A 23,516-nucleotide genomic window follows, 5' to 3' on the forward strand; every position below is an offset into this window, starting at 1 on the left:
CCCGGTATTACCGGGCTCTGGAGCTTACTCCCACTCGGTTGTTTCGACAACCTTGACATATTGATTTGGTCCGAGGTTACACATTGTGTGCCATTGCTTCAGCCTCGAAAATACCGTCAATCGGCCGCGTTACATGTCCGGTTGTATTTCGCAGCTCGCGAGGCGGACGCCCTCCCCGTCGGGGCCTCATTTGCTCAAAGTCAGGATTCGATCTCGAGGCCATTCGTGCCGCTGTGCGCCATTGGCCTGGCGAAGTCGACCGCAGGCGACGCCAATTCATCGTTGATCGCGATCACATCAATCGACGTTGGCTCGCGCCACTCATGTACGGATAAACCGCCAGCGATCGGTCTCACTCTCGCTCGCATCGAAGCGATATCCATCGGTGTCGAAACCACGCATCGCCTCGACGTCCGTGATATGGTTTTCGCATAGCCAGCGCGCCATCATGCCTCGTGCTCGCTTGGCATTGAAGCTCACGAAACGCGGGCCGTCCGGACCGGGTTCGCGAAACTCCACATCGATAACCCGCACGTCTGCAAGCTTGCCTTTGACGGCTGCGAAGTATTCCTGGCTGGCGAGATTGAGCACGATGCCGGATCCTTCGTCGGCAACCTGCGCATGCAGTAGCTCGGCAATACGCTCGCCCCACCAGTCGGTCAGGCTTTTGCGGCGCGGCGCCCAGCGCGTCCCCATTTCGAGCCGGTAGGGCCGGATCGCGTCCAACGGGCGCAGCAGGCCATACAGCCCGGACAATATCCGCACGTGGGCCTGCGCGAAAACGATGCCAGCTTCGTGCAGCGTATGCGCTTCGAAGCCCGTGTAGACATCGCCGGCAAACGCGAAGAGCGCTGGCCGCTCGGGCAGCCTCGCAAAGTCGCGAAACCGTTCTGCATTGAGCTTAGCCAACCGCGGCGAGATATGCATCAGGTCGCTCAATCGCTTTTGCGACAGGTTGGCCGCCGATTTGGCGAGGCTGCTTGCTTCCTCGGCGAAATGCGGTTCTGTGGCGGTCAGCAGCGGCAGCGCGCGCTCAAAATCGAGCGTCTTGGCGGGGGAGAGCAAGGCAATCATGCACCGTCCGTAGCGGGGGCATGTCCTTGCGTCAAAACGCCGACAAAGCGGTCGCTCAGCGCCGAGGCGCAACTCCTTATAAGCAGACCTTTGTTCAGTATTCACTTTGATCCGAGTCATGCTCCGCATTTCATGCAGCGGCTTGGAGCAGCCATTGCGAGAATCTTGAAGCGGCGTCGGAGACCGGCTTCGAAGACAGGCGCGTCAACCAATAGCTGCCGCGGTCCACTGTAATGTCGAAAGGCGTGATGAGTTGGCCGGCGGAGCGCTCACGTTCGAACATCGGCAGTGGCAACAAGGCAATGCCCATGCCGCGCGCGGCGGCGAGGGCCATAAGATGCGATGCATCAAATATGGGCCCGTTTGCTATCAGTCCCCTCACGCCCGCGGCCTCGAACCAAGTGGACCAGTCCTGCAGCCGGTACGAGCGCAGAAGCGGGAAGCGCGCAAGATCGGTTACATTCACAATTTGGCCTGCCATCGCCGGGCAGCAGGCCGGGGTCATCGGTGCAGGCATCAGTCGCTCAGCTGTTACGCCATGCCACGACCCGTCTCCAAAGCGGATCGCCACGTCCAGGCTTTCCGTCCACAGGTCGACGGCGTTGTTGTTCGTCAGCATACGAACGTCGATTCCTGGGTGAAGTGCCTGGAATTCAGGAAGCCGCTCCATCAGAAAGCCAAGCGCGAACGTGCCGACGACACCGATGGTCAGAACTTCCCGTACACCACCAGTGCTGATGACGGAGAGTGCTTCGGCGACCCGCCCCAGCGCTGCGGAAACCACCGGAGCAAGAAGCGCGCCCTCATCACTGAGAACAAGCCCGCGCGTGGTGCGGCGGAACAGCGCTTTGCCGACATGGGCTTCCAGCATCTTCACCTGCTGGCTTACGGCAGCCTGCGTTACGCATAGTTCATCTGCCGCGCGGGTGAAATTGAGATGCCTTGCTGCAGCTTCGAACGCCCTCAACGTATTGAGCGACAGTGTCCTGATATCCATCACTGATCCTAGAATAGCTAGGGACAAACCTCAGAAACCATCGTTTGCCCGCTCGGTCAACAAGCGCTCACAACAGTCTTGAAGGACGCAATTATCGGAGCTGATTCAATGTTTGACAGGCGGGACGTGCTGACGGGAGCCATGGCGGTTCTAATTTCCGGCTGCATAAGAAGTGGCCCAGAGCCCTTTGGAAAAACCGGGGCTGATGCCCTTCGCCAGATCGAGGCACGCGCCCGCGGCAGACTGGGCGCTTATGTCTTCGATCCGGCGCGCAACCAAGGCTTCGGCTGGCGCGAGCGCGAGCGCTTTGCCCACTGCAGTTCGTTCAAGCTGTCGCTTGCAGCCATGGTGCTGGCAAAGGCGGAGCGCGGCGAGATCATTCCGGAAGAGGTTTTGCACTGGAGCCAAGCAGACTTGCTGTCGCACAGTCCGGTAACCTCCGAAAACGTGGCTGGCGGCCTCTCCGTCAAGGATCTTGCGCATGCTACGGTAGTAACCAGCGACAATACGGCCGCGAACGTCCTGCTTCAAAGATTCGGCGGCCCCGGGGAACTTACCCGCTTTTGGCGCTCGCTTGGCGATACCGTGAGCCGGCTCGACCGCTACGAGCCCGGACTTAACGTTGTTCCGGCAGGCTCAACGCTCGACACCACTACGCCAATAGCGATGGCGGTCACGGTCGCAAAGCTGTTGACGGGCGAACACCTCTCGCTGGAAGGAAGCGCCACGCTGAAGCAGTGGATGGTGGAGGCGAAGACCGGTCGCGACCGTATCCGCGCCGGATTTCCACCGCAATGGGTGGCGGGGGACAAGACGGGAACCGGAATTGGTTCCAATCGACATACCTACGTCGATCTGGCCTTCGGCGGTCCACCGGAAGGGCCGGTCTTTGTAGTTGCGGCCTATTTCGAGCCCGAACATCTGGTCGAGCCGATGGATCCGGTATCGCTCGCAGTCCTGGCTGATGTTGGCCGCGTTGCCGCATCGATGACTCAGAGTGAATGCGACACGGGATCGGCCTGTACCGAGCGATCTGATATCACGCTCGCGCAGCTATCAGTCGGTAGCCTCCCGAAGGACTTGGCCGCAATTGGTATGGGCAGACCTTCGCATGCCATCTGACGGAAGATTGAAGATGGTTCGGCAATGTCCGCAACATGTTGGAAATAGTAGACGTTCGTAGACACGCCTAAGTCCATCTCCAATTCGTGTGCCAGTGCGACCAAGCATCGGGAGAATAAGGTCATGATGGCAGCGACCGAGCATCCGCTTTGCGACGCTTCCCAAATGACCAACGAAGATGCCAAAACGAAGGACAGGATAAGACCTGTCCCAAAATCTCACGCATCAGGCGCATTCCTCGTCAAAAGCGGGAACTAAGATGCCCTCTGCAAAGCGGGCAGAATGATGTTGGCTAACTCGCAGATGTATTGCTGACCTAAAACTATCACATCGCGCGACTAGCACGCGCGCCGTGTCCAAGACCATGAGTTCTCCCACCCTCCCGATTGCCCCGGTCGGTCACGAACGGGACGGGCGTCACGACTGGTCGGGCGTGATGGAAGCCATTCGCCGATATGCGTTGGCTCGCCGCAAGCAGGACGATATCGCTGAGGATATTGCGCAGGAAACAGTGTTGCGCTGCATCGAATACTGCCGGTCTCATGACGTCGCCAGTCTTTACGCTCTGGCCTACAGAATCGCGGCCAACCTCATTGCCGATCACCACCGGGCCGCCAGGGGACAGACCGGAGAGCTCGAAGAAAGCATCGAATGCGACGCGCCCCTGCCAGACCAGATCGTGGCCGACCGTCTGGAAATCGAACGCCTCTCCGGTGCGTTGAGTGGAATGCCGGCGCTGCGCCGCGAGGTTTTTCTGCGGCGGCGCCTGCACGGTGAAAGTTATGCAACAATCACCAAAGATTTGAATATGTCTTCCAAGGCCGTTGAAAAGCACATAGGTCGGGCGCTCGAAACGCTGACAAAAGCAATGAAGCGATCTTCAGGCAGCAAGAGAGACGGCTCTTGAAGGACCGGCAAATCACCGAAGAAGCGACATATTGGCTGGAGCAGATGAACTCGCCGGTCGTCGATGTGTCCGTTGCCAGGGGCTTCGACAAGTGGATGGACGCGGATGCCCGTCACCGGGACGTCTTTTCGGACTTGCAGGGATTGTGGGATTCTCCACTGCTGACCGGAGCCGCGCGCCTTTCCAACAGCGCTCCCCAGCCTGAAGCGGAGGAGATGGCTGGCGGCAGGAAGAAGGTCATGGCGAGCATGGCGTTCGGCCTGATGGTGGCCGCCATCGCGTTGTTGGTGCTTGCCTTGCCCGGCCCGCTGTTCATGACGGACATCTATCGCACGGACAGGGGCGCCGGCGATCACATCACTCTGGCGGACGGGTCTCGGGCCACTCTCAGCGGTGATGCCGAGCTGGAGGTGCGCATCCTGCCGTGGAAGCGCACGGCCGTGCTTCGGCGCGGGGAAGTGTTTTTGGACATCGCGCACGAGCGGTTCCGCGGATTCACGGTTGAAAGCGGCTCGGCCGAAATCAAGGTTCTGGGCACTGCCTTCAACGTCGATCGGCAGGGAGAGCAGGACACCGTGGTGCAGGTCTACCGCGGCGTGGTCGGGCTGGAAGGGCCGACGGGGGAATACATGGTCCTGCGCAAGGGGCAGGCGGCCAAGGCGACGGCGCATCATCTCGTCTGGCAATCGGACTTCATGAACAGGTCCGGACCGGACTGGATTGCCGGATGGTTCGAAATGTCCAACGAGCCGCTCGGCCTGCTGGTGGAGAAGCTCGATCGCTATTCCGAACATCAGATCCGGATCGATGACGAGACGCTGGCACGGCGCAGGGTTTCCGGCCGATTCCACATTTCCCGGCCCGCCTCGGTGCTCTCCGCCCTCAAGTACGCCTACGGTGTGACGGTGGTGGACAAGGGGGACGTCATCACCCTTCAGTGATGGCGTGTACAAATTGTGTTTCATAAAACTGACGCAAATTTGTAATTGAAATATAATAAAAAACTTTGTCGGGTTTTTCTGTTCCGGCCCGTCTAACGCCCAAACTTCACGAGGATGGGCGTAATGCATTTTTCAGGAAAATATCCTTCTTTGCTTTTGTTTTCGGCTGCGGGGATTGCCGTTGTTGCACCTGCCGAGGTGCAGGCTGGTACGAACAGCTACTTTGAATTTGCAATTCCGGCACAGGATCTTGGGGCTGCCCTGTCCACATTCTCCCGCCAGACGGGTTTGCAGATCGCGGCTTCCGGTGCGCTGCTGCAGGGCAGGCACAGCACGGCTGTCCGCGGCCGGCTCACGGCGCGCACCGCTATCGCCCGGCTTGTTTCGGGAAGCGGGATCGAGGCGCAGATCGTCGGCGAAACGGTCATTCTGCGCAAGGCGGCAAAAAAGGCGCCCGCAAAACGCGACACGGCCGCGCGTGAACCGGCGGCAATTGCCGTCGCCGATGAAGAGCCGATCCGGGCCGAGGACATCGTCGTTTCAGGCTACCGGGCGAGCCTGCTGAAGGCCGAACAGCTCAAGAAGAAGGCGATCGGCACGCGCGAGACCATTCTGGCGGAAGACATCGCCGAATTTCCAGAGCAGAACCTCGCCGACGCCCTGCAACGCATCCCCGGCATTACCATCACCCGCGAAGGCGGCGAGGGGCGCCAGATCCAGATGCGCGGCCTCGGGCCCGAATTCACGCAAGTGACACTCAACGGCATGGAAGCGCTCGGCACCACGTCCTCGGCCATGGACTCGCGCGGTTCCGTCAGCCGGACGCGTGCTTTCGACTACAATATCTTCGCCTCCGAACTGTTCTCGCGCGTCGACGTACACAAGACCTACTCAGCCGATCTTGACGAGGGCGGACTGGCTGGCACGATTGCCCTGCGCACGCCGCGCCCGTTCGACTATTCAAGCGACAAGGCCGTGATCAGTGCCCAGCTTCAGCATAACGAAAACGCCGACGACACCTTGGGAAAGCGCTTCGCGGGCCTGTTCAGCAAGCGTCTTGGCGACTTCGGCATCCTGGCCTCCTTCGCCTATAGCCGCCGCGACGTGTCCGAGACCGGTTACGATACCGTCCGCTGGCGGCAGGTGGATGCTCAGGGGGGCGATATTTCCGCGCTTCCTTCGGATGTTCAGGATCTGATCAACGACAAGCAGCTCTGGTTCGCGCGCGGCGCGCGTCCGATCATCTTCAACAGCGATACTGAACGCCTCGGCGGCACCCTGGCGCTGCAATGGCAGGCCAGCGACAACCTGCGTTTCGGCATCGATGCGCTTTACGGCGAACTCAACGCCAAGCGCAGCGAATATCACATCCAGCTCAACACGGGATCATCGACCGGCCTTGGCTGCTATACGCTCCACGGTGTGGAAACCTGCACGAAGATCACCGATCTCCAGTACGCCGGTGCCAATCAGGTCACCTATCTCGCGCTCGAAGACACGAAAGTGGCGAGCGAAAGCCGCATCGAGACGGCACGATCGAAAATCTCGCAGGTCGTCTTCCATGGCGACTGGCAGGTCGACGACCGCCTGAATTTCAAGGCGCTGGCCGGGCACGAAGGCACCGAGTTCAAGGATAACAGTGCCAAGGTCTACATGGTTGTGCCGAATGTCGATGCGACACTCGATTTCCGCAACGGCTTTACGGGCTACAACACCTACTCATCCAATGTCCTTGACCCCGGTTCTCACTATTATGCCGACATCGACCTCTGGCAGCCGGAAATCAAAAACGATTTCGATGTCGCCAAGTTCGATGCCAGCTACGATCTGGACAGCCATCACAACCTGAGCGCGGGCGTTTCATACAAGAAGTACAGGAACGAATACTGGGTCGCGGAAAACGAGAATATCAACAAGACCGGCTTCAATGACGGCACTATCGACGACACTGTCGACCCGAACCTGACCTTCGTCACATGCGCGACCGGCAGTTGCTGGCTGGCCACCGACATCCAGGGCGTGCTGGACAAATACGGCATCCAGCGCGAACTGGATCAGATCTCCGAGGACAAGCGCACCATCGTCATCGAGCAGACGAAAGCCGCCTATCTGCAATATACCTTTCGCGACATAGGGCTTCCGCTCGGTTCGCTGCGCGGCAACCTTGGCCTGCGCTATTACGATACGAAGATCACGTCCAAGGGCATCGCCAATGATGTGCCGGTGTCGATCGACAAGTATTACGACGGCTTCCTGCCCACGCTCAATCTGGCGTGGGACGTGACCGACGCGTTCGTCATGCGCGCCAGCGCCTCGAAGAACATCACGCGCGTCGCGCTGGGGGCGCTGGGCGTGAGCGGGCGCATCAACAACAACCCGACAGTCCTGACGATTTCGGCGGGCAACCCCGATCTGCGGCCGATGAAATCGACGAACCTCGACCTGTCGGGCGAGTACTATTTCAAGGAGGGCGGCTACATCTCCGTCAGCCTGTTCTACAAGCGCGTCACCGACATGATCGGATCGGAAACGTTCGACATCCGCTATGGCGACAGCGGATACCCCCTGTCATGGCTCGACGGTGCGCTGGACGAGTATGGCAACCCGCAGACGGCCGATACGATCTACAGCTATCTCGGCCAGGTCAATCTGAGCAAGAGCACGATCAAGGGCTTCGAAGTCGGGTTCAAGCATGACTTCGATTTCCTGCCGGGCCCGCTCGAAAACCTGGGGCTGATCGCCAACTACACCTATGCTGACGGCCAAACGCTATATCCCGACGTCCAGGGGACCGGCATCAGCGAATACAAGAGCTTCCCCGGGCTGTCGGAGCACACGGCCAATGTCACGCTCTACTACGAGACGGACCGCTGGGGCGCGCGTGTTTCCGGTGCCTATCGCAGCGATTGGATCCTTAGCGTGCAGGCCGGCAATACCGACGAGGACGAGCGCGGCTTTCACGGTTCGACGTTCATCGACTTCAGCAGCCACTACAACGTGAACAAGAGGCTGAAGCTGGCGTTCGACATCCTCAACGTGACCGATGAGCCGATCGAGCAATATTCGGACACCGACGACCGCCTCTATGGCACCACGACGTCGGGCCGGACTTTCACGCTCAAGGCAACCTACAGCTTCTAACCCCCCGGCAGCCCGCGCATGGCTCTTGTCGTGCGCGGGCTGTTTCCTGCTTTCCTATCAAGAAGGGATGCGATCGCATGCGGGCTGCCTTGACCCTTGCCGCCGCTATAAAGATGCTCGCCGGGCCGTTGGTGGCTGCCCTGTTCGGCACGGGCCTGACGGGGCCGGCATGGGCAGGCGAAGCCGGCGCTGCGCTGAGCGTCATGACCTACAATATCCGGATAGATGCTCCGGCGGACGATCCGCCGTGGCCGGTCCGGCGCGGGCCGCTGATCCACCAGATCGCCTTTTTCCGGCCCGACATCGTCGGCGTTCAGGAAGCCAAGACGCCAACGCTGGCCGAACTCGTATCCGGGCTCGATGGCTATGAACACTATGGCCTTGGCCGCGATGACGGCATGCAGGCCGGCGAATACGCAGCGATTCTCTACCGCGCAGAGCGTTTCGAGCGCGTAGCGGCGCAGACCAAGTGGTGCGCGCCCGACCCCGATGTTCCGGCCAAGGGCTGGGATGCCACGCACAAGCGCGTCATTTCCCGCGTCGTGCTCAGGGACCGCGTGAGCGGCCACTATCTCGATGTGCGCAACACCCATTTCGACAACCGCGGCGAAATTGCACGGCGCAATTGCGCCCGCTTGATGGGAAGCCTGCCCGTGGCCGAGATCGCCGGGCAAAAGGCCATGCTCATCGTCATGGGCGATTTCAACTTCGGTCCCGAAAGTGTTGCCTACCAACTGTTGATGACGGGCAATGCCCTCGGGCTGCGCGATACCCGTCTGGTCAGCCCGCTGGTGTTCGGACCCGAGGGAACCGCCAACGGCTTCAATCTGACCCGTCCCGACGCGCCCCGGATCGACTATGTCCTTGCCGGGCCGGGGCCTGCGGTGGAGCGCTACGGCGTCCTCAACAACTCCATCGGCGGCAAGCCCATCTCCGATCACTTTCCCGTTCTGGTGCAGATGACCCTGCCGCCCCGGAACCGGGACTAGCCCAGGGCACAGCGCCTTTCGGCGCCCATTGCCGCCATGTCTCCGCCCGCCCGCCGGGCCCGCCAAGAACGAGGAGTACCTTCATGCACCGCCGGACCTTTCTGACCACCTCGGCCTCGCTGGCCGCTTCCGGCACCATGCTTCTGGGAAATCCGGCCGCGGCCCTTGCCGGCGATGCCGCGCCTTCCGCGGGCAAGGACGCGCTGCGTTTTCGGCCGGACGGCACGTTCAAGATCCTGGTGATCAGCGACCTGCACTATATCCCCGAACCGGATCAGGCCGGGATCGCGCTCACCCGCAAGCTGATCGACATCGAAAAGCCCGATCTCGTGATCGCGACCGGCGACAACATATCCGGCGACCGCTGCGATACGCCTGCCGATGTCGAGGCGGCCGTTCGCAATGTCGGTATCGCGATGGAAAGTCGGAAAGTGCCCTGGGCCGTGGTGCTCGGCAATCACGATCAGGAACACGTCGCCCGCACGGGCGTCACGCGAGAGCAGGTCTTCAACTATTACGAGCGCTATCCCTTCAACCGCAACGGCGGCTGGCAGCGCGGCATTTCCGGGGCCGGAAACAAGGATCTGCTGATCTGGGACGCGCAGGGCAAGGCGCCCGTCAACGCGCTCTGGCTGATCGATTCGGGAGAAAGCTATCCCGACAAGTCGATCCGCTATGACTGGATCCATACCGACCAGATCGCCTGGTACTGGAAGACCTCGAAACTGCTGGAGCAGCGCTATGGGCACAAGGTGCCCGGCCTCATGTTCTTCCACATACCGCTGCCCGAATTCCGCGAAATGGTGATGTCCCGCAAGGTGATCGGGGAGCGTCACGAGACGGAATCGCCCTCGGGCATCAACAGCGGCATGTTCGCCGCCGTGCTGGATCGCGGCGATGTGAAGGGCATCTTCTGCGGCCACGATCACGTGAACAACTACCTCGGAAAATTCCACGGCGTCACCCTTGGACAAGCCGGGGTCGTGGGATTCTACGGCTATCCCCATACGCCCCCCGAAGACGTGACCAACGACCGTGCACGCGGTGCGCGCGTGATCCAGCTCGATCAGGCCAATCCCGACCGGTTCAAGAGCTGGATGCGCTTCCGCGACGGAACGACGAACTGGGAAAGCTGGTCGGACGCCTACGTCGAAACGCAAATCAAGTAGGCACCGCTGCAGGCATTTGAGGCGAGAATCCGCCTCGCCCCGGACTTTCACGAACAGGAATGACAGGACATCTCATGAGCATGGACGTTATCTCACGCCGCAAGGTCCTAGCGGCCATGGCCGCCGGCCCTTTGCTCCTCGGCGCGCGCGGCGCCATCGCCACTGCGGCAAAACAACCTGCCAAGCCCTATCTCATCGCGCATCGCGGCGGTGTCGTCAGCCCCGAGCATCCCGAAAACTCGATGGGCGCGCTCAAGGAGGCCATCCGGCGCGGCTATACCCACGTCGAAGTCGACCTGCGCTGCACCAGGGATGGCCACGTGGTGTGCCTCCACGACCGCAATCTCATGCGCACCACCGGCCTCGACCTCATGGTCGACGAGGTCAGTTTGCAGGAACTCCATCGCCATGTCCGTCCCGATATCGTGCCGACATTCGATGTCTTCGCGCGCACAAGTGCAGCCGGCAAGCTCGGGCTGATGGTCGACATCAAGGAAGTGCCCGCACCGCTCCTGCCGGCGTTCTCAAAGGGGATCGAGACATCGCTTGAACGGCATGGCCTGCTCGCAGGTGCCTTGCTGATCGGCCATGGCCCGGCGATGGCGCGCATTCATGGCCCCGTGCGCACCAAATGGCGCAAGCCCTTCGCGCAGTTCGAAAGCGAAATCCTGGCAAAGGGCGGCGATCCGGCGCACTACTTCGCATTCGATCATCCGCACGATTTTACCCCGGAAGACATCGCCGGATTCCGGCGACACGGCGTGGATGTGATCGTGACCGTCAACCTGCTCCATTACCCGACGACAGATCCGATAATACAAGGACAGCGCGATCTGGCCTATGCCGCGTCGCTAGGCGTTGACGGGTATCAAATCGATGCGGATTACGAGACTTATGTTCAGAGTATAATGGCATCTGCTTTATAAGAGGCCGCCACACCCAGCATGCATTCTTTCGGTCAAGTTCCCTGCCCCAACCAGGTCACTCGCTGTTGCCGGGAAGCAGGTGAACGAAGAACCCGTTTCGGTGGTACGCCCCCACGAGGCAGGTAACGATCCTTTGCCGCCATTCTCAGGTCAATTTTCGCGCCCCAACAGCGGACCGGCCGTTTTGCCCTTCTGAATGAGCAAGACTGGCCAGTGACAGACAACCTTCCGCACATTACCAACCGGAGCCACCACCACCGCCGCCGCCGCCGCCGGACGACCCGCCTCCTGACGACCCGCCACTCCCGCTGCTCGGCGACGTGGCGGCCGACGACACGGTGCTGACAAACGACGAGCCCATGTCCTTGGCAAATCCGCTGGGATCGTCCCATATGTTTCCGTGCCCCGAATACCAGCTGGCCGTCTGCGCGGTCGCGCCCGTGGCCGCGGCGGCAGCCAGCACACCTGCGAACCGGTCGGCCCAGCGGTTTTCCACGTCGAGTGCGATGGCATAGGGCAGATAGCGCTCGAACAGCTCGGGCGTCTTTTCGGGCGGATGCATAGCATCCAGCCGCGCCTCTTCGGTAATGGACAGGTACTGTTTGAAACCGGCGATGCGGTCCATCATCCGGCGCCCTTCGGCCGTCGGTGCCGCCATCCACGAAAAGGCGCCGATCGCGGCCGGCAACAGCAGCAGAGGCACGAAGATCACGAAGGCCCCGGCCGACAGCGCCGCGGCTATCGTGGCAAATGTCGCGCCAATGGCGGCAATGGCCAGCGTGGCCACCCCCGCCCAGACGAAGCACCCTCGGTTTTTCTGCGGTGTCGAGCGATGCAGCCCCCATGCTCCGGCGACCAGTATCGCCGCGAGAAAGGGCAGGCCGACCCTCTCATCCCCAGCAACCGAAGTGTCGGCGAACAGCGCGACCACGGCCACAGCCAGCATCGCCAGCGGTATCAGCAGCATCCCGATCGCGGCCCATCCGCTGTTCTTGCGGAACATCGATCCTTCGTAGGCTTCACCCAGTCCCGTATCGAGTTCGGTCCGGGCGGCCCGTATCGTCTTGTGGTTTTCCTGCTTGAGTTCGATTTCGCTGCCCTCGGTAAAGAGCTTGTCGAGCATTGCCTGCTCGGGAGCGGCCACTGGCTTTGCGGCTTCGCCATCCGTGGCTTCGGTGCGGGTCAGGGTGGTGGTCGCCTTGCTCAGCCAGCCGCCCTTTTCCTGCGTCACATGAAGCCTGTGGCACACGCCCAGGTAGACCAACGCAGCCGAAAAGGCGCGGTTGTCGAAACCCATCCTGCTGATGTAGCGCACCGCGGCAGGCGTCAGGCCATCCGGCGGGGAAAAGGCCGGCACGATGGTGCCCGGTTGCGGGCCCCGGCCCACCGTCCACCAGGTGCGAACATAAAAACCGGCAAGGCCGAGCGATGCGAGCACGGCCGCCGCCAGCGCGCCCCAGTCCTCGAGCCACCACGACGCACGGCGCGCAGCGCCGGGGGCCTGCAGCACGCCCTTGGGAAAGGCCACGGCAACGGTGAGCCCTTCTTCCCGACCAAGCGGTGCGGTGGTCCGGAAGACGATGAAGCCGGGACGTTCCTCGATCACTGCCGCATCGTGACCTGTCGCGCCCTGAGGGCCGGTGTAGACCGCACGATTGCCGAACGTGGTTTCAGCAGGCAACGTGATCCGTGCCTCGGCCATGTCGATGGGAAAGGTCCAGCCGGTGCCGGTGACGTTCCAGTAGAGCTCGTCCTCCTTGTCGCCATAGAGAATCTGGCGGGTCGTGCGATAGCGGATGACGAAGGTATGCTCGCCCGGAGGCAGGTCGACGTCGGCCGATCCGATCCGGATGCGCACCCCGTTCGACAGGCCCATCTGCTCCCACGGTTCATCCTGCCCGTCGCGCTGCACCGAGACCACCGAAAACCCGACGCTGGTGCGCTGGCCTGCGCCATTGTTGTAGGTCGTGGGAAAGTCGCGCTGGATGCCGTGATTGATCTCCTGATGCAGCGAGACCAGCCGGATCGTTTCAATCACATCGAGATCGCCGTCAGGCTGGACCGACACCGCACTGACGAAGCTGAGAATGCGCTCCTGTCCCCGGGACAGATCCCATGCGCGCACCATGGCATCCGGGTCCTGCGGCCATGCCGCCGCAGGCACGAACAGCATCAGTGCGCAAAGCAGGCCCTGCAGGATGCGCATCACCTTCACGAAAAGTCAGCCTTCGGCGCGATGCGGATGCTGTCGTCCGCGTCGGCATAGGATTCGAGTTTCTCGAAGCCGAACGGCCGCGCCACCAGAACGTCCGGAAAGGATTCGACCTGCGTGTTCAGGTCCCGCACCGTGGCGTTGTAATAGCGCCGAGCACCGGCCAGTTCGTCCTCGATCTGGGCGAGTTCGGACTGGAACTGCCGGAAATTCGCGTCCGCCTTGAGGTCTGGATAGGCCTCCGCAACCGCCATGAGCCGCCCCAGCATCCCGCCAAAAGCGCTGTCCGCCTGCGCGGTTTCCCCGACCGTCTTCGTGTGCAGCGCATCGCTGCGGTGTGCGGTCACGCTCTCGAGCAGTTCGCGTTCGTGCGAGGCATAGCCCTTAACCGCGGAAACGAGGTTCGGCACCAGATCGGCGCGGCGGCGCAGCTGCACCGTGATCCCGCTCCACGCCTCGCGCGCCAGTGCCCGCAATTTCACCAGCCGGTTATAAATCACCACGAGATAGAGCAGTATCAAAACTGCCACGCCAGGAATGATCCACATGATCACGGTTCCCCTTGAAATGTTGGAGCGCTTGATAGCGGGCAGTATCGGCGGAATTTTTGAAGATTGAAAATCGAATTGCAATAAAACTCCGGCGTAAACGCCGAAGCCTGATACGGCATTGTTTTAAATGCGTGGCTTGAACCGGGATGACGAGGTCTCAAGCAATCATGCCCGCTGGGCCGTGCTAGTCTGGATCATCGCATCGTCTGCGCCTTGCGAAAGTCTGCAGACCATCCATTCCCGGTTTCGTCCCGACAGGCTGGCGGACCGCGGATCATCCCGGGCAGCCAGCTGCACACGCGAAGACAAGGCGGGCGGACCTGCAACTTCAAACCCCATCGACAGGTAAAATGCCGCGTCCCAGGGAAACGTCAGATCCGTCTGCAACCACACCTCACCGATGCGGCGCGAGCGGGCATCGGCAAGGCAGCGTTCCAGCAACGCCCGCCCTATGCCGCGCCGCTGGAATGCCCGGCGCACGGACAACTCGATGATGGTCAACGCCCCCGCCCCGCCAGGCCGGGCCGCGAGAAACCCGACCCGCTTGCGCTGGCGCCATTCCGCGACGAGGTAGGCGCTCTCGCCCATCCATCGCGCATGCGTGGCCTGATCGATCACCGGCCTGCCTACCAGCGCTTCGGAACCGGCAACGTCCTCGAAAAGCAAGGCGGCGGAACGTTCGATGGCCGGCAGGATCGCCGCATCGGCCAGATTTGCCGCGCGAATGGTAAGCGCATCTCGAATCATGTTGGCGACAGCCCGGCAGAAGAGAAAAAAGAGGAGCGGTGCCGAGGGGGTGGGAATGAGACCGGCACCGCTCCGGAAAGCCCGCTTGTCAGCAGCCGGACGGAGCGGACAAGTAGGACCCGGCTGCGCCGGACTGCGGTGAGGTGCCCGTTTTCTGACGCGCGGGCTTGGTACCGGCGCGTTCAGGCTTGCTGCTGGCGCGCTCGGGCTTGTGATCGGCTCGGGCCGGCTTGCTGTCGGCGCGGGAGGGTTTGCCGCCTGACGTCGTCGCAAGGGTGCCCGAGGACGCACGGGGCAGCTTGCCGGCAATGCCGATCCCGCCGACAGCCCCCTTGGAAGGGCTGCATCCGTTCCCGCCAACCGGTGCCGACCCGATCGGCGGAACCCCGCCGTTGAAGCCGATGCCGGTGGAGGACGAGCAGGCAGCAAGCCCACAGGCTGCCAGTGCGGCAGGAAGCATGCGCAGGGCGCCATTCAGTATGGTCATTGCAAATATCCTCTTCGATGTCTGGAAATTCAGGGGTCAGAACGCGAAGCTGGCGCGGAAGCGGAAGCCATGGCTCTGCATGTCGCTGGAATAGCGGCCGACGTATTCGGCGATGAGCGCCGAGGAGCTGCCGAACAGCACGCGCAGCCCCGCATCGACATCGACGATGGTACGGTCCAATTCGCTGCGGGTTATGAAGCCATCGCCCAGGCCCTGGGCAGCGGCGAAGCGGCCGGTCAGCGCGAAGTCGTTGTCGAACAGCACCGTGGCGCCAACGCGGGCATATGGCTGGAACTGCGCGCCGTTGCCGCCCGCAAAGTTGCCGCCGATCTCTAGAGAGGGACGCGCGGCGAGGTGCCATCCACTGATGCGGTCGATGGCATAGTCGGTGGCATTGCCGCCGTCTTCCACCAACGCGCCGGAATGGAGGTGCGTGGCAACGAGGCTCACGGCGGGCTTGACGTAGAGCTGCCCCAGATCCGCCGTGTAGGATGCGCTCAGTTCACCCGAGAAAGCGCGTAGCTTCTGGTCACCGTCCGACTGTGCGGCAAATTCCCCGAAGGCAATCCGACGCGACACGTCGTAGCGGGTGAAGCCGGCGGTGAGCATACCGCCCAGCGCGAAGCCGCCCTTGCGGTAGGTCAGGCTCGCGCCTGCCTGGAAGCGGTGGCCCTGCGCACGCGACGCGATGTCGTTCTTGATCAGGGTGTCGTCGTAGCCCAGCCCAAGGCCCAGCGTCAGGGTATCGCTCAGCGGCGTGAAATAGGCCGCCTGAACCTTGAGCCGCCCATCCTCGAAACCGATGCGCCCTGCGCCGCCATCGCGATCGAGCATGTCGCCGCCCAGAACGAGCTTCGCGCAGCTCTTGCCGTCCGCCAGCATCCTGCCATCACGGCTCGAGCAACCACCCAGTTCGCTGGAGAAGTCCTGCGCTGCCAGCAGCGACGTCTGCAGCGTATTGAGGTAGATTTCCGGCACCAGCTGGTTGATCGCATCGCCGTAATCATCGAGGGTATCGACGCCCAGAAGGCCATCGGTCAGATCACCGAGCGGCTCGGAATCGGCATCGAACACGTCGTTGATCTCGTCGCCGATTTCCTGCTGATTGGGATCGAGGTTTGCCCCGGGCGGCGAAAAGTCGACCGTCGAAGTCAGATAGAGTTCGTGATCGTTGCGGAAATCCAGTCCCAGCGAAACCAGCGGGCTGAGTTCCATCGTGTTGGAAAGCGTCAGCCCTTCATCGGAAACGGTGCCCACGGCCGAGACGATCAGGTATTCCTGATTCGATGCAACCGGCTTGGACAGAACCACATCCACCGTGCCGGCCAGACTGGCATCGCCCGACAACGCGATACGGTCGGCGACGCCGCCATCGACCTCGACCAGCATCGAGCCGGTTTCGCTCTGGACGAAGTTACCATTGATCTCTGTGAGCAGGATTTGCTCCTGGCCGCCCGAGGAGAAAACCCCGGAATTGGTCATGGTGCCGCCACCCATGTTCACCATGCCGGCGCTCTCGAACAGCGCGCCCGCCATGTTCGTCACGGTCATCCCGTCGGTATCGAACACGATGCCCGCGAAGTGGTTTGCGTTGGTGAAGCTGTCAGCGCCGTCGCCACCAATCAGCGTGCCGGTGAAAGCACCGTTGTTGACCATGCTGTCATCGCCATCGGCCATCCAGACCTCACCGGCCAGAGTGCCTGCGTTGACGAAGCTGTCACCGGCCACGCTGTTCGACAGTGCCACCGCCGGGCCGTTGAGGCCGTCGCCGGTGATCGTGCCGTTGTTGGTGAGCGTCAGCGTCTGGCCGGACGAAAGGTTGAAGAAGTCGACCGCAACGCCATTCGACGCGCGCACGTCGGCAGATTCGGCAATCGTCACGTCGATCGTGCCTGCACCGTCGCCGATGAAGGAGATACCGCGCGTGGTACCCTCGATCGCACCGCGGAACATGGCCGTCACGTCGCTGTCGACACTGTTGACGTGGACCGCCTGGCCGGTGCTGGCGGTGGCATTGTTGACGTCGAGCACCAGCGCTTCATGCGTTTCGACACCCACGCCATATTCGGCGCCGCTAGCCGTTCCGTTGACGGTGAGCGAGGTTCCGGTGCCATTGCCCGTGATCAGCAGGGCGCCATAACCCGTTTGCGAAATGGCATCGTTGAGCGTGACCTGCTTGGCCCCCGAACCGCCGAGTTCGGCGCCGAACGCGACCGAGTCCCCGCTGGAGAGCGTACCGTTGGCAGTGATGGTCGCGTTGAAGGCGTCGAGCCCCTGCAGCACGGAGATACCGCCGAGTTCACCCGAAACATCGTTCACATCGACCGCGAGGCTCCCGGCACCGAAATACTCGACGCGCATACCGCCCACGCCGCCAGTGATCGCACCCTGGCTGGACAGGCTGAAATCCCCGGAGCCATGCACATTGACGAGCGCGCCGACCTGGCCGGCCGTGACGTCGCCCTCGAGTACGAGGCTCTGCGCGGTATCGCCCGCGCTGGTGAAGAACAGGCCATAGGTGCCGGCGACCACATCGCCGTGCACCGTCGCGTTCAACGTGCCGAGGGTCGCAATATCGAGCCCGGTGTCGCTGCTCTCGACGCCGCCGAGTTCGACGCTCGCCTCGGCGGCACGCAGGAACACACCCATGTCGGTGTCGCTGATGTCGCCATCGATGGCCACTACCGCGCTTGAATCGACCGCCTGGACGTGGACGCCGGTGTAATGCCCGCTGATGTCGCCCCCGACATGGACCGAGGTTTCGCCCGTCCCGAAGTTCAACGCCGTTACCGCCCCGAATGCAAGATTGCTGCCCGTGACATTGCCCGCAACGTCGATCGCGACATCGCCATCGCCGCCAGCTGCGACGTCGCCAACGAGGTTCGCTGCAGCCGCAATCTTCACACTGCCTTTGCCCTGGGCAAGGATGCTGACGCCTCCGGACACGATACCCTGCGCGTTTACCGAAACGGGGCCGGTGCCGGTGCTGAAGGCATAAATGCCATTGCCTCCCGCCGTAATGTCGGCGGCCGCAGCAATCGTCATCTCGCCCTGGCCTCCAAGATAGGCATTGATGCCGTCGTCGCCGCTGGAGATCGCACCCGTTGCGTCGATGGCGACGTTTCCGTCACCGATCTTCTGGACGAGAACCCCGCTCAGACCTGCATTGATGGCGCCACTCGTGGCGATCGCGACATCACCGGTAGCCGGCGTGCCGTCTTCCCCCTGGAACAGCCTGACACCGACCTGTTCCGCATCGATGGGGCCGCTGGCGGCAACCGAGATGTCACCGTTGCCGAAGTGGGTGACGCTGATGCCGTTCCAGTCCGCATCGAATGCGCCTTCCGCAGCGATATCGATCGTGCCGTCGCCTTCATGGTAAGCGACGATACCGCTCGCACCCGAGGTCAGATCGCCATGGCTCAGGATGGTGATGTCACCCTGCGAGCCCTTGCCCTGCTGACCCACAATGGCTGAAACGGTCGAGACAACGGCGTCGGTCTCGACCGCGACATTACCGAAGTCGCCCTCGTTGATACCGGCCACGGCAGCGGCTGCATCGGCAACCACGGTCCCTTCGGTGGTCACACGGACATCGCCGTTGCCATCCGAATAGCCAAGAACGCCGAACACGGTGGGCACAGTGACCGCAACATCCTGCGTGGTGAGCGTGACGTCGCCGTCCATCGCATAGGCCCAGACTTCACCTGTAAGCGAACCACTGAACGCGGTGACGTTATCGACATCGAGCAAGGCATTGGTGCGCACATTGCCCGTCACGTCGTTTAAGATTGCGGTCAGTTGCCCATTCCCATGGCCAAGTGCGATCGCAACATCGCCCTCGATCGAACCGGTCGAGATGAAATCGACGTCACCAACACCTTGGTGAATGATCCTGACCGCAGCATCACCTGCCGAAACGATGTCCCCGCTGCTGGAGATGTTGATGTTGCCATTGCCCGTCTTCTCAACATGCAGGCCGTGTTCGCCGCCATAGACGTTGTTGAAAGAGGCGGTCACGCTGCTGTCGCTCTCATCGACGATATGTACGCCGTCGACGGTGCCGGCGGCGGTGCCGGTCACATTGAGGACGCTCGATCCCGCGCCAGCCGTCGTGTTGATGGCAAGGCCGGTGCCGGTCACGCCGGTGAGGTTGTGCCCGGAGAACGAAAGGCCGCCGCTACCCGCGCTAAAGATGCGCACGCCGTCAGTCTGACCGGTAAAGTCGCCCTGCCCGGTCACGAAGATGTTGCCCGAAGCGCCGGTCGAGATCAGGGCACCGATCCCGCGCAGCGAGGTCACGCTCGATCCTGCCGCCACCTGCAGCGCCTGCTGGTCGTTGCCGGTCATGATGACGGCATCGCCAGCCGCGACAACCACGGAGGTCGGAGTGTCCGCCGTACCGACCCTGACGATGGCACTGTCCGCCGTGGTGTAGATCTGGCCGACCGTATCGGGCGCGGGCACCACGCAATCGACTTCGATCGGATCGACACCGCTCGTACTGCATTCGGGCGGCACGGCAGCGGCCGCAGGCGAGGACAGCGCCGCCCAGCCGCAGGCGGCTGCGGCGGTGGAAACGAGCAGGCGGCTTCGCGCGCCGCGGCGTGAACGGGTTACGGAATCCTTGGACATGACATTCTCCAGCAAACTGCCGCCGGAATGCCGGCTGGCCTTGGCCTGTCTGCTGGAGCCTGGACGTATCGCGGCTGTGTCCCGCCACGTCTCAATTGTGGCCTATGTGTCTGGAACTAAGCGCTTGTATCAAATGTATCGGGCGTCCGCCTCAGCCATAGATATAGCCCAGACCGCGCACGGTCCGGATCACCTCGGGCTTCTTCGGATTGCGCTCGATCTTCTGGCGCAGGCGGGAAATGCGCAGGTCGATCGAACGATCGAACGGATCCCAGCTGCGATCGTGTGCCTGTTCAAGCAACTGATCACGGTTGAGCACGCGCCCCCGGTTCGCGGCGAATACCTTGAGGAGCGCGAATTCCATCGCCGTTATCGCGACCTCGTTGCCCTCGCCATCGAATAGCCGCGCCGAGACCAGGTCGAGCGCATTGTCACCGAACACCACCCGCTGCTGCGGCGGCGCTTCGCCGTTCGGGGCCTGAGGCAACCTGCGGCGCAGAACCGACTTCGCCCGCGCTTCCACTTCGCGCAGGTCGAACGGCTTGCCCAGATAATCGTCCGCCCCCAGTTCGAGGCCGAGCACCCGGTCGATCGTCTCGCTGGCGGCGGTCAGCATGATAACGGGAATATCGTGCTTCATGCGCAAGGTGCGCAACGCCGTCAGCCCGTCCATGCCGGGCATGTTGATGTCGAGGATCGCAAGGTCGGCAGGCGCCCGCTCGACCGCGCGCAACAGTTCGTCCGCATCGGCGCAGCCCTTGGTCCTGAAGCCGCGCGTGGACAGATAGTCGCACAGCAGATCGCGGATATCACGCTCATCGTCGCACACGAGCACAAACGGCTCAGCCGAAGTCATATCCCTGCACTCCTACCCCACGGCCTCGGCCGGATACGTTCGACCAGATCGAGCAGTTCCTCGATCACGACCGGCTTCTCGATAAAATGCTGTTTGCCGTCTTCCAGGAAGTCGCGCACGCGCGCGCTCAGGCTGTCCCCCGTGATGAAGCCGATACGGCCGGCCAGTTCGGGGCGCTGCGCCAGCAGTTCGCGCTGCAGCAAATCGCCGGTCATCTCCGGCATCTTCATGTCCGAAAGCACGATGGCGAACGGCTCGCGGGCCGCCGCTTCGATGGCGGCGTTCGGGCTATAGGCGCAGAACACCTCGTGACCGCGCGCCATCAGCACTTCGGCGATCAGGTCCGCCACATCCGCCTCGTCATCGACGACGAGAACCCGCAGGCGTCCATCCGCCTTCACGCCTTCCAGGGCTTCCGCGGCCTCGACATCGTCGAGCGTGGGTAGACCGATCACGAATTCGCTGCCTTGCCCGGGCTTCGAACGGACGTCCAGCGTGCCGGCATGGCTAGTCACGATACGGTGGCAGAAGGCGAGGCCGAACCCGGTTCCGCTGCCGACATCCTTGGTCGTGAAGAACGGTTCGAAGATGCGGTTGCGCGTTTCATCGTCCATGCCGATGCCGTTGTCGCGGATCGCAACCTCGACCCTGCCGTTCGCATGGGTAGCCCGGATGGCCAGCCGCGCTTCCTGCCCCATGCCCTTCATCGCGTGCTCGGCATTGACGATGAGATTGCTGAAGACCTGAACCATCTGGTCCTTGTCCGCTTGCACCAGCGGCAGATCGGGCGCGCAGCCGACGGCGAGGTGCCCGCCCGTCGTGCGCAGCCCGTAGGCCGCGACATCGACGGCCGTCTCGATTACGTCAGCCAGATCGACCGGCTCCATCTTGGCCGGCCGCTGGCGCGCCATGGCCAGGAAGGTCTTGATGATCTTGGCGCTGCGCTCCGCCGCCTGCGTCACGCGCCTGATGCGGTCCTGCTGCCGGGGATCGGTCAGCTCGGCCGAGAGAAGCTGTGAATAACCCACCACGATAGAGAGCGGATTGTTCAGTTCGTGGGCCACGCCCGCCAGCAGCTCGCCCAACGCCGAAAGCTTCTCGTTCTGGTGCGCGATCTGCGCCTGGCGTTCGAGCTCTTCCGCCGCGCGGTGGCGCTCGGTCACGTCGAGCACGGTGATGAGATAGCCGCCCTGCGCCGTCCTGTGGCCGGAAAATTCGACGATCCTTCCCGTATCGAGCCGGATCTCCACGTTCTTGGCAAGGTTCCTGAGCTGGACGTAGCTGCGCTGGGCGAATTCCTCCGCGGTCAGCCCCTCGGGCAGGGACATGGTCGCATTCGCAGCCGCGATGGCGGAAATTTCAAGCCCCGGCTGTCCAGACTCGGGCCGGAAATCGGGGTCCTTGAACACGAGTTCGCAGTAGCGCTCGTTGCACAGGACGAAATTGAAATCCTTGTCCCACAGCGAGAACCCCTCCTCGAGCGCGCCCGACGCATCGCGCAGCGTAGCCAGTGCGCGCTGTTCCGAATCCCTCTTGTCGGTAATGTCGAGCAGAGTGACGAGGAGACCGTTCGAGGCCGTGCGGTTGTAACTGCACAGGACCGTGGTGCCATCGCTGAAATTGTATTCGACCCTTTCGCCATTCTCGATCTTGCGCAGAATTCCGGCGATCGCCTGATCTATGTCGACACCCGGTTCGAGAAGGAATCGCCCGGTCTCCATCACCTTGCGCAGGAATTCGACGCCGTCTTCACCCTTGCGCGGATGCAGCCCGCAATCGCCGCAATACATGCGGTCGTATTGCTCGTTCCACACCTGCAGCGTCAGCGTCTCGTCGTAGAAGGCAAAGCCCTGCTCGAGCGCATCAACCGCCGCGCGCAACGTGGTGATCGCCTGCCGCTCGCTCTTGCGAATGTCGGTAATGTCTCGCAGCGTCAGGATATGGCCGCCCGAGCTGCGGGGCTTCGTCGATGCCAGAAAAATGCGCCCCAGCTTGCCCTCGATCTCGAACGTCGCACCGGCCGGTGTCAGCAGGCCCGCAACCATCGCTTCGGTCATCTGGGCCTTGTCCATGCCAGCGCCGACCAGCAGCGTACCGGTTTCGACGACACCGCGCACGATCTCGCGCGCGGTCTGCCCCAGCGGCGGCGGAGACGTGGGATCGTACGTCAGCAGCGCAACGAACTGGCTGTTGCACTGGATCAGGCGCTGGTCATCATCGAAGATCGCGAAAGCATCGGCGGCCACATCCAGGACTTCGCCAAGGTCGGTCACTTCGCCCATGCGCGAGGGTTCAAGCAGCACCAGCTGGGTGTTTCCACTCGCCAGCGGATAATTGAACGGCACGACGACGCGGCCGTCGTGCGTGACGATGGGATTGAGGCGCCAGTCGCCCTCGCGCAATGCGTTTGCAATGGCGCTGGAGGAGCGGCCGCCGGTTTCGAGCGCCATGTCGCCACTCATGACTACGGGACCATCACTCTCTTCGCCAAGCGCGAACAGCAGGTCCTCGATCGGATCGCCGGCCTCGAGCCCGTGACTATCGGGCAGAAACGAAATGAAATTCCGGTTGAGGCCCAACAGATTCAACCCGCGGTCGAACATGGCCATCGGCAGTACGTGGCTCTCGACCAGATCACTGACCGCCGCCTGCAGGTCCGGATAATTGAAAGTATTCGCCGTGGCGCCTGATGTATCTGCCATCTCGTACCCGATTGCCTTTGGCATGCAGCACTAGCCCGGCGATGTATCAGTTGTTCGTTC

Annotated in this window: 16 protein-coding genes; 7 read left to right on the forward strand and 9 right to left on the reverse strand. The window is 62.3% G+C overall.

The window, feature by feature from the left end:
- Positions 1-321: 321 nt before the first annotated feature.
- Both yaaA and NZK81_RS16560 read right to left on the reverse strand, forming a co-directional pair.
- Complete coding sequence (gene yaaA, locus NZK81_RS16555) at positions 322-1,074, reverse strand: peroxide stress protein YaaA (protein WP_260047183.1); 753 nt, start codon at positions 1,072-1,074, stop codon at positions 322-324.
- 130 nt (positions 1,075-1,204) lie between these two features.
- Positions 1,205-2,071 carry a LysR family transcriptional regulator gene (locus tag NZK81_RS16560; protein WP_260047184.1) on the reverse strand — a complete coding sequence of 289 codons (867 nt, stop codon included), beginning with the start codon at positions 2,069-2,071 and terminating at the stop codon, positions 1,205-1,207.
- 108 nt (positions 2,072-2,179) lie between these two features.
- On the opposite strand from NZK81_RS16560, the gene bla reads away from it, so the two are divergent.
- The 7 genes from bla (at position 2,180) to NZK81_RS16595 (ending at position 11,266) form a co-directional block, all read left to right on the forward strand.
- Positions 2,180-3,193 (forward strand): class A beta-lactamase, encoded by a 1,014-nt coding sequence (bla, locus tag NZK81_RS16565; RefSeq protein ID WP_260047185.1) that lies wholly within the window; start codon positions 2,180-2,182, stop codon positions 3,191-3,193.
- A gap of 352 nt (positions 3,194-3,545) precedes the next feature.
- Positions 3,546-4,100 carry an RNA polymerase sigma factor gene (locus NZK81_RS16570; RefSeq protein WP_260047186.1) on the forward strand — a complete coding sequence of 185 codons (555 nt, stop codon included), beginning with the start codon at positions 3,546-3,548 and terminating at the stop codon, positions 4,098-4,100.
- A complete protein-coding gene (locus tag NZK81_RS16575) occupies positions 4,097-5,041 on the forward strand; it encodes a FecR family protein (protein WP_260047187.1) in 945 nt (314 codons plus the stop codon). Before NZK81_RS16570 ends, NZK81_RS16575 begins: the two co-directional genes overlap by 4 nt.
- A 150-nt stretch (positions 5,042-5,191) precedes the next feature.
- On the forward strand, positions 5,192-8,182 hold the full coding sequence (locus NZK81_RS16580; RefSeq protein WP_260047188.1) for a TonB-dependent receptor: 2,991 nt from the start codon (positions 5,192-5,194) through the stop codon (positions 8,180-8,182).
- Positions 8,183-8,259: 77 nt separating this feature from the next.
- Positions 8,260-9,171, forward strand: coding sequence for an endonuclease/exonuclease/phosphatase family protein (locus NZK81_RS16585; RefSeq protein ID WP_260047189.1), 912 nt, complete (start codon positions 8,260-8,262; stop codon positions 9,169-9,171).
- Positions 9,172-9,254: 83 nt separating this feature from the next.
- Positions 9,255-10,340: a metallophosphoesterase family protein gene (locus NZK81_RS16590; RefSeq protein WP_260047190.1), complete on the forward strand. Its 1,086-nt coding sequence runs from the start codon at positions 9,255-9,257 to the stop codon at positions 10,338-10,340.
- Positions 10,341-10,414: 74 nt separating this feature from the next.
- On the forward strand, positions 10,415-11,266 hold the full coding sequence (locus NZK81_RS16595; RefSeq protein ID WP_260047191.1) for a glycerophosphodiester phosphodiesterase: 852 nt from the start codon (positions 10,415-10,417) through the stop codon (positions 11,264-11,266).
- 235 nt (positions 11,267-11,501) lie between these two features.
- On the opposite strand, the gene NZK81_RS16600 is transcribed toward NZK81_RS16595, so the two are convergent.
- The 7 genes from NZK81_RS16600 to NZK81_RS16630 all read right to left on the reverse strand — a co-directional run bounded on the left by NZK81_RS16600 (position 11,502) and on the right by NZK81_RS16630 (position 23,456).
- On the reverse strand, positions 11,502-13,472 hold the full coding sequence (locus NZK81_RS16600; protein ID WP_260047242.1) for a DUF2207 domain-containing protein: 1,971 nt from the start codon (positions 13,470-13,472) through the stop codon (positions 11,502-11,504).
- A 5-nt stretch (positions 13,473-13,477) separates the two neighbouring features.
- Entirely contained in the window at positions 13,478-14,008 is a 531-nt protein-coding gene (locus NZK81_RS16605) for a LemA family protein (RefSeq protein ID WP_260047192.1), read from the reverse strand.
- Between the two features lie 186 nt (positions 14,009-14,194).
- Complete coding sequence (locus NZK81_RS16610; RefSeq protein ID WP_260047193.1) at positions 14,195-14,776, reverse strand: GNAT family N-acetyltransferase; 582 nt, start codon at positions 14,774-14,776, stop codon at positions 14,195-14,197.
- An 88-nt stretch (positions 14,777-14,864) separates the two neighbouring features.
- Entirely contained in the window at positions 14,865-15,263 is a 399-nt protein-coding gene (locus NZK81_RS16615; protein ID WP_260047194.1) for a hypothetical protein, read from the reverse strand.
- A 36-nt stretch (positions 15,264-15,299) separates the two neighbouring features.
- On the reverse strand, positions 15,300-19,898 hold the full coding sequence (locus NZK81_RS16620; RefSeq protein WP_260047195.1) for an autotransporter domain-containing protein: 4,599 nt from the start codon (positions 19,896-19,898) through the stop codon (positions 15,300-15,302).
- A gap of 151 nt (positions 19,899-20,049) precedes the next feature.
- Positions 20,050-20,754 carry a response regulator gene (locus NZK81_RS16625; RefSeq protein ID WP_260047197.1) on the reverse strand — a complete coding sequence of 235 codons (705 nt, stop codon included), beginning with the start codon at positions 20,752-20,754 and terminating at the stop codon, positions 20,050-20,052.
- Entirely contained in the window at positions 20,751-23,456 is a 2,706-nt protein-coding gene (locus NZK81_RS16630; protein ID WP_260047198.1) for a hybrid sensor histidine kinase/response regulator, read from the reverse strand. The genes NZK81_RS16625 and NZK81_RS16630 overlap by 4 nt, the downstream gene beginning before the upstream one ends.
- Between the last annotated feature and the right edge of the window lie 60 nt (positions 23,457-23,516).

Origin of the sequence: Novosphingobium mangrovisedimenti (assembly GCF_025153475.1) — a bacterium.
Taxonomy (GTDB): domain Bacteria; phylum Pseudomonadota; class Alphaproteobacteria; order Sphingomonadales; family Sphingomonadaceae; genus Novosphingobium; species Novosphingobium mangrovi_A.

What these genes read in the sequence shown, in the direction of transcription:
- yaaA (WP_260047183.1), bottom strand. Translation starts at nt 1,074, where the DNA reads ATGATTGCCTTGCTCTCCCCCGCCAAGACGCTCGATTTTGAGCGCGCG.
- NZK81_RS16560 (WP_260047184.1), bottom strand. Translation starts at nt 2,071, where the DNA reads ATGGATATCAGGACACTGTCGCTCAATACGTTGAGGGCGTTCGAAGCT.
- bla (WP_260047185.1), top strand. Translation starts at nt 2,180, where the DNA reads ATGTTTGACAGGCGGGACGTGCTGACGGGAGCCATGGCGGTTCTAATT.
- NZK81_RS16585 (WP_260047189.1), top strand. Translation starts at nt 8,260, where the DNA reads ATGCGGGCTGCCTTGACCCTTGCCGCCGCTATAAAGATGCTCGCCGGG.
- NZK81_RS16590 (WP_260047190.1), top strand. Translation starts at nt 9,255, where the DNA reads ATGCACCGCCGGACCTTTCTGACCACCTCGGCCTCGCTGGCCGCTTCC.
- NZK81_RS16595 (WP_260047191.1), top strand. Translation starts at nt 10,415, where the DNA reads ATGAGCATGGACGTTATCTCACGCCGCAAGGTCCTAGCGGCCATGGCC.
- NZK81_RS16600 (WP_260047242.1), bottom strand. Translation starts at nt 13,472, where the DNA reads ATGCGCATCCTGCAGGGCCTGCTTTGCGCACTGATGCTGTTCGTGCCT.
- NZK81_RS16610 (WP_260047193.1), bottom strand. Translation starts at nt 14,776, where the DNA reads ATGATTCGAGATGCGCTTACCATTCGCGCGGCAAATCTGGCCGATGCG.
- NZK81_RS16615 (WP_260047194.1), bottom strand. Translation starts at nt 15,263, where the DNA reads ATGACCATACTGAATGGCGCCCTGCGCATGCTTCCTGCCGCACTGGCA.
- NZK81_RS16620 (WP_260047195.1), bottom strand. Translation starts at nt 19,898, where the DNA reads ATGTCCAAGGATTCCGTAACCCGTTCACGCCGCGGCGCGCGAAGCCGC.
- NZK81_RS16625 (WP_260047197.1), bottom strand. Translation starts at nt 20,754, where the DNA reads ATGACTTCGGCTGAGCCGTTTGTGCTCGTGTGCGACGATGAGCGTGAT.
- NZK81_RS16630 (WP_260047198.1), bottom strand. Translation starts at nt 23,456, where the DNA reads ATGGCAGATACATCAGGCGCCACGGCGAATACTTTCAATTATCCGGAC.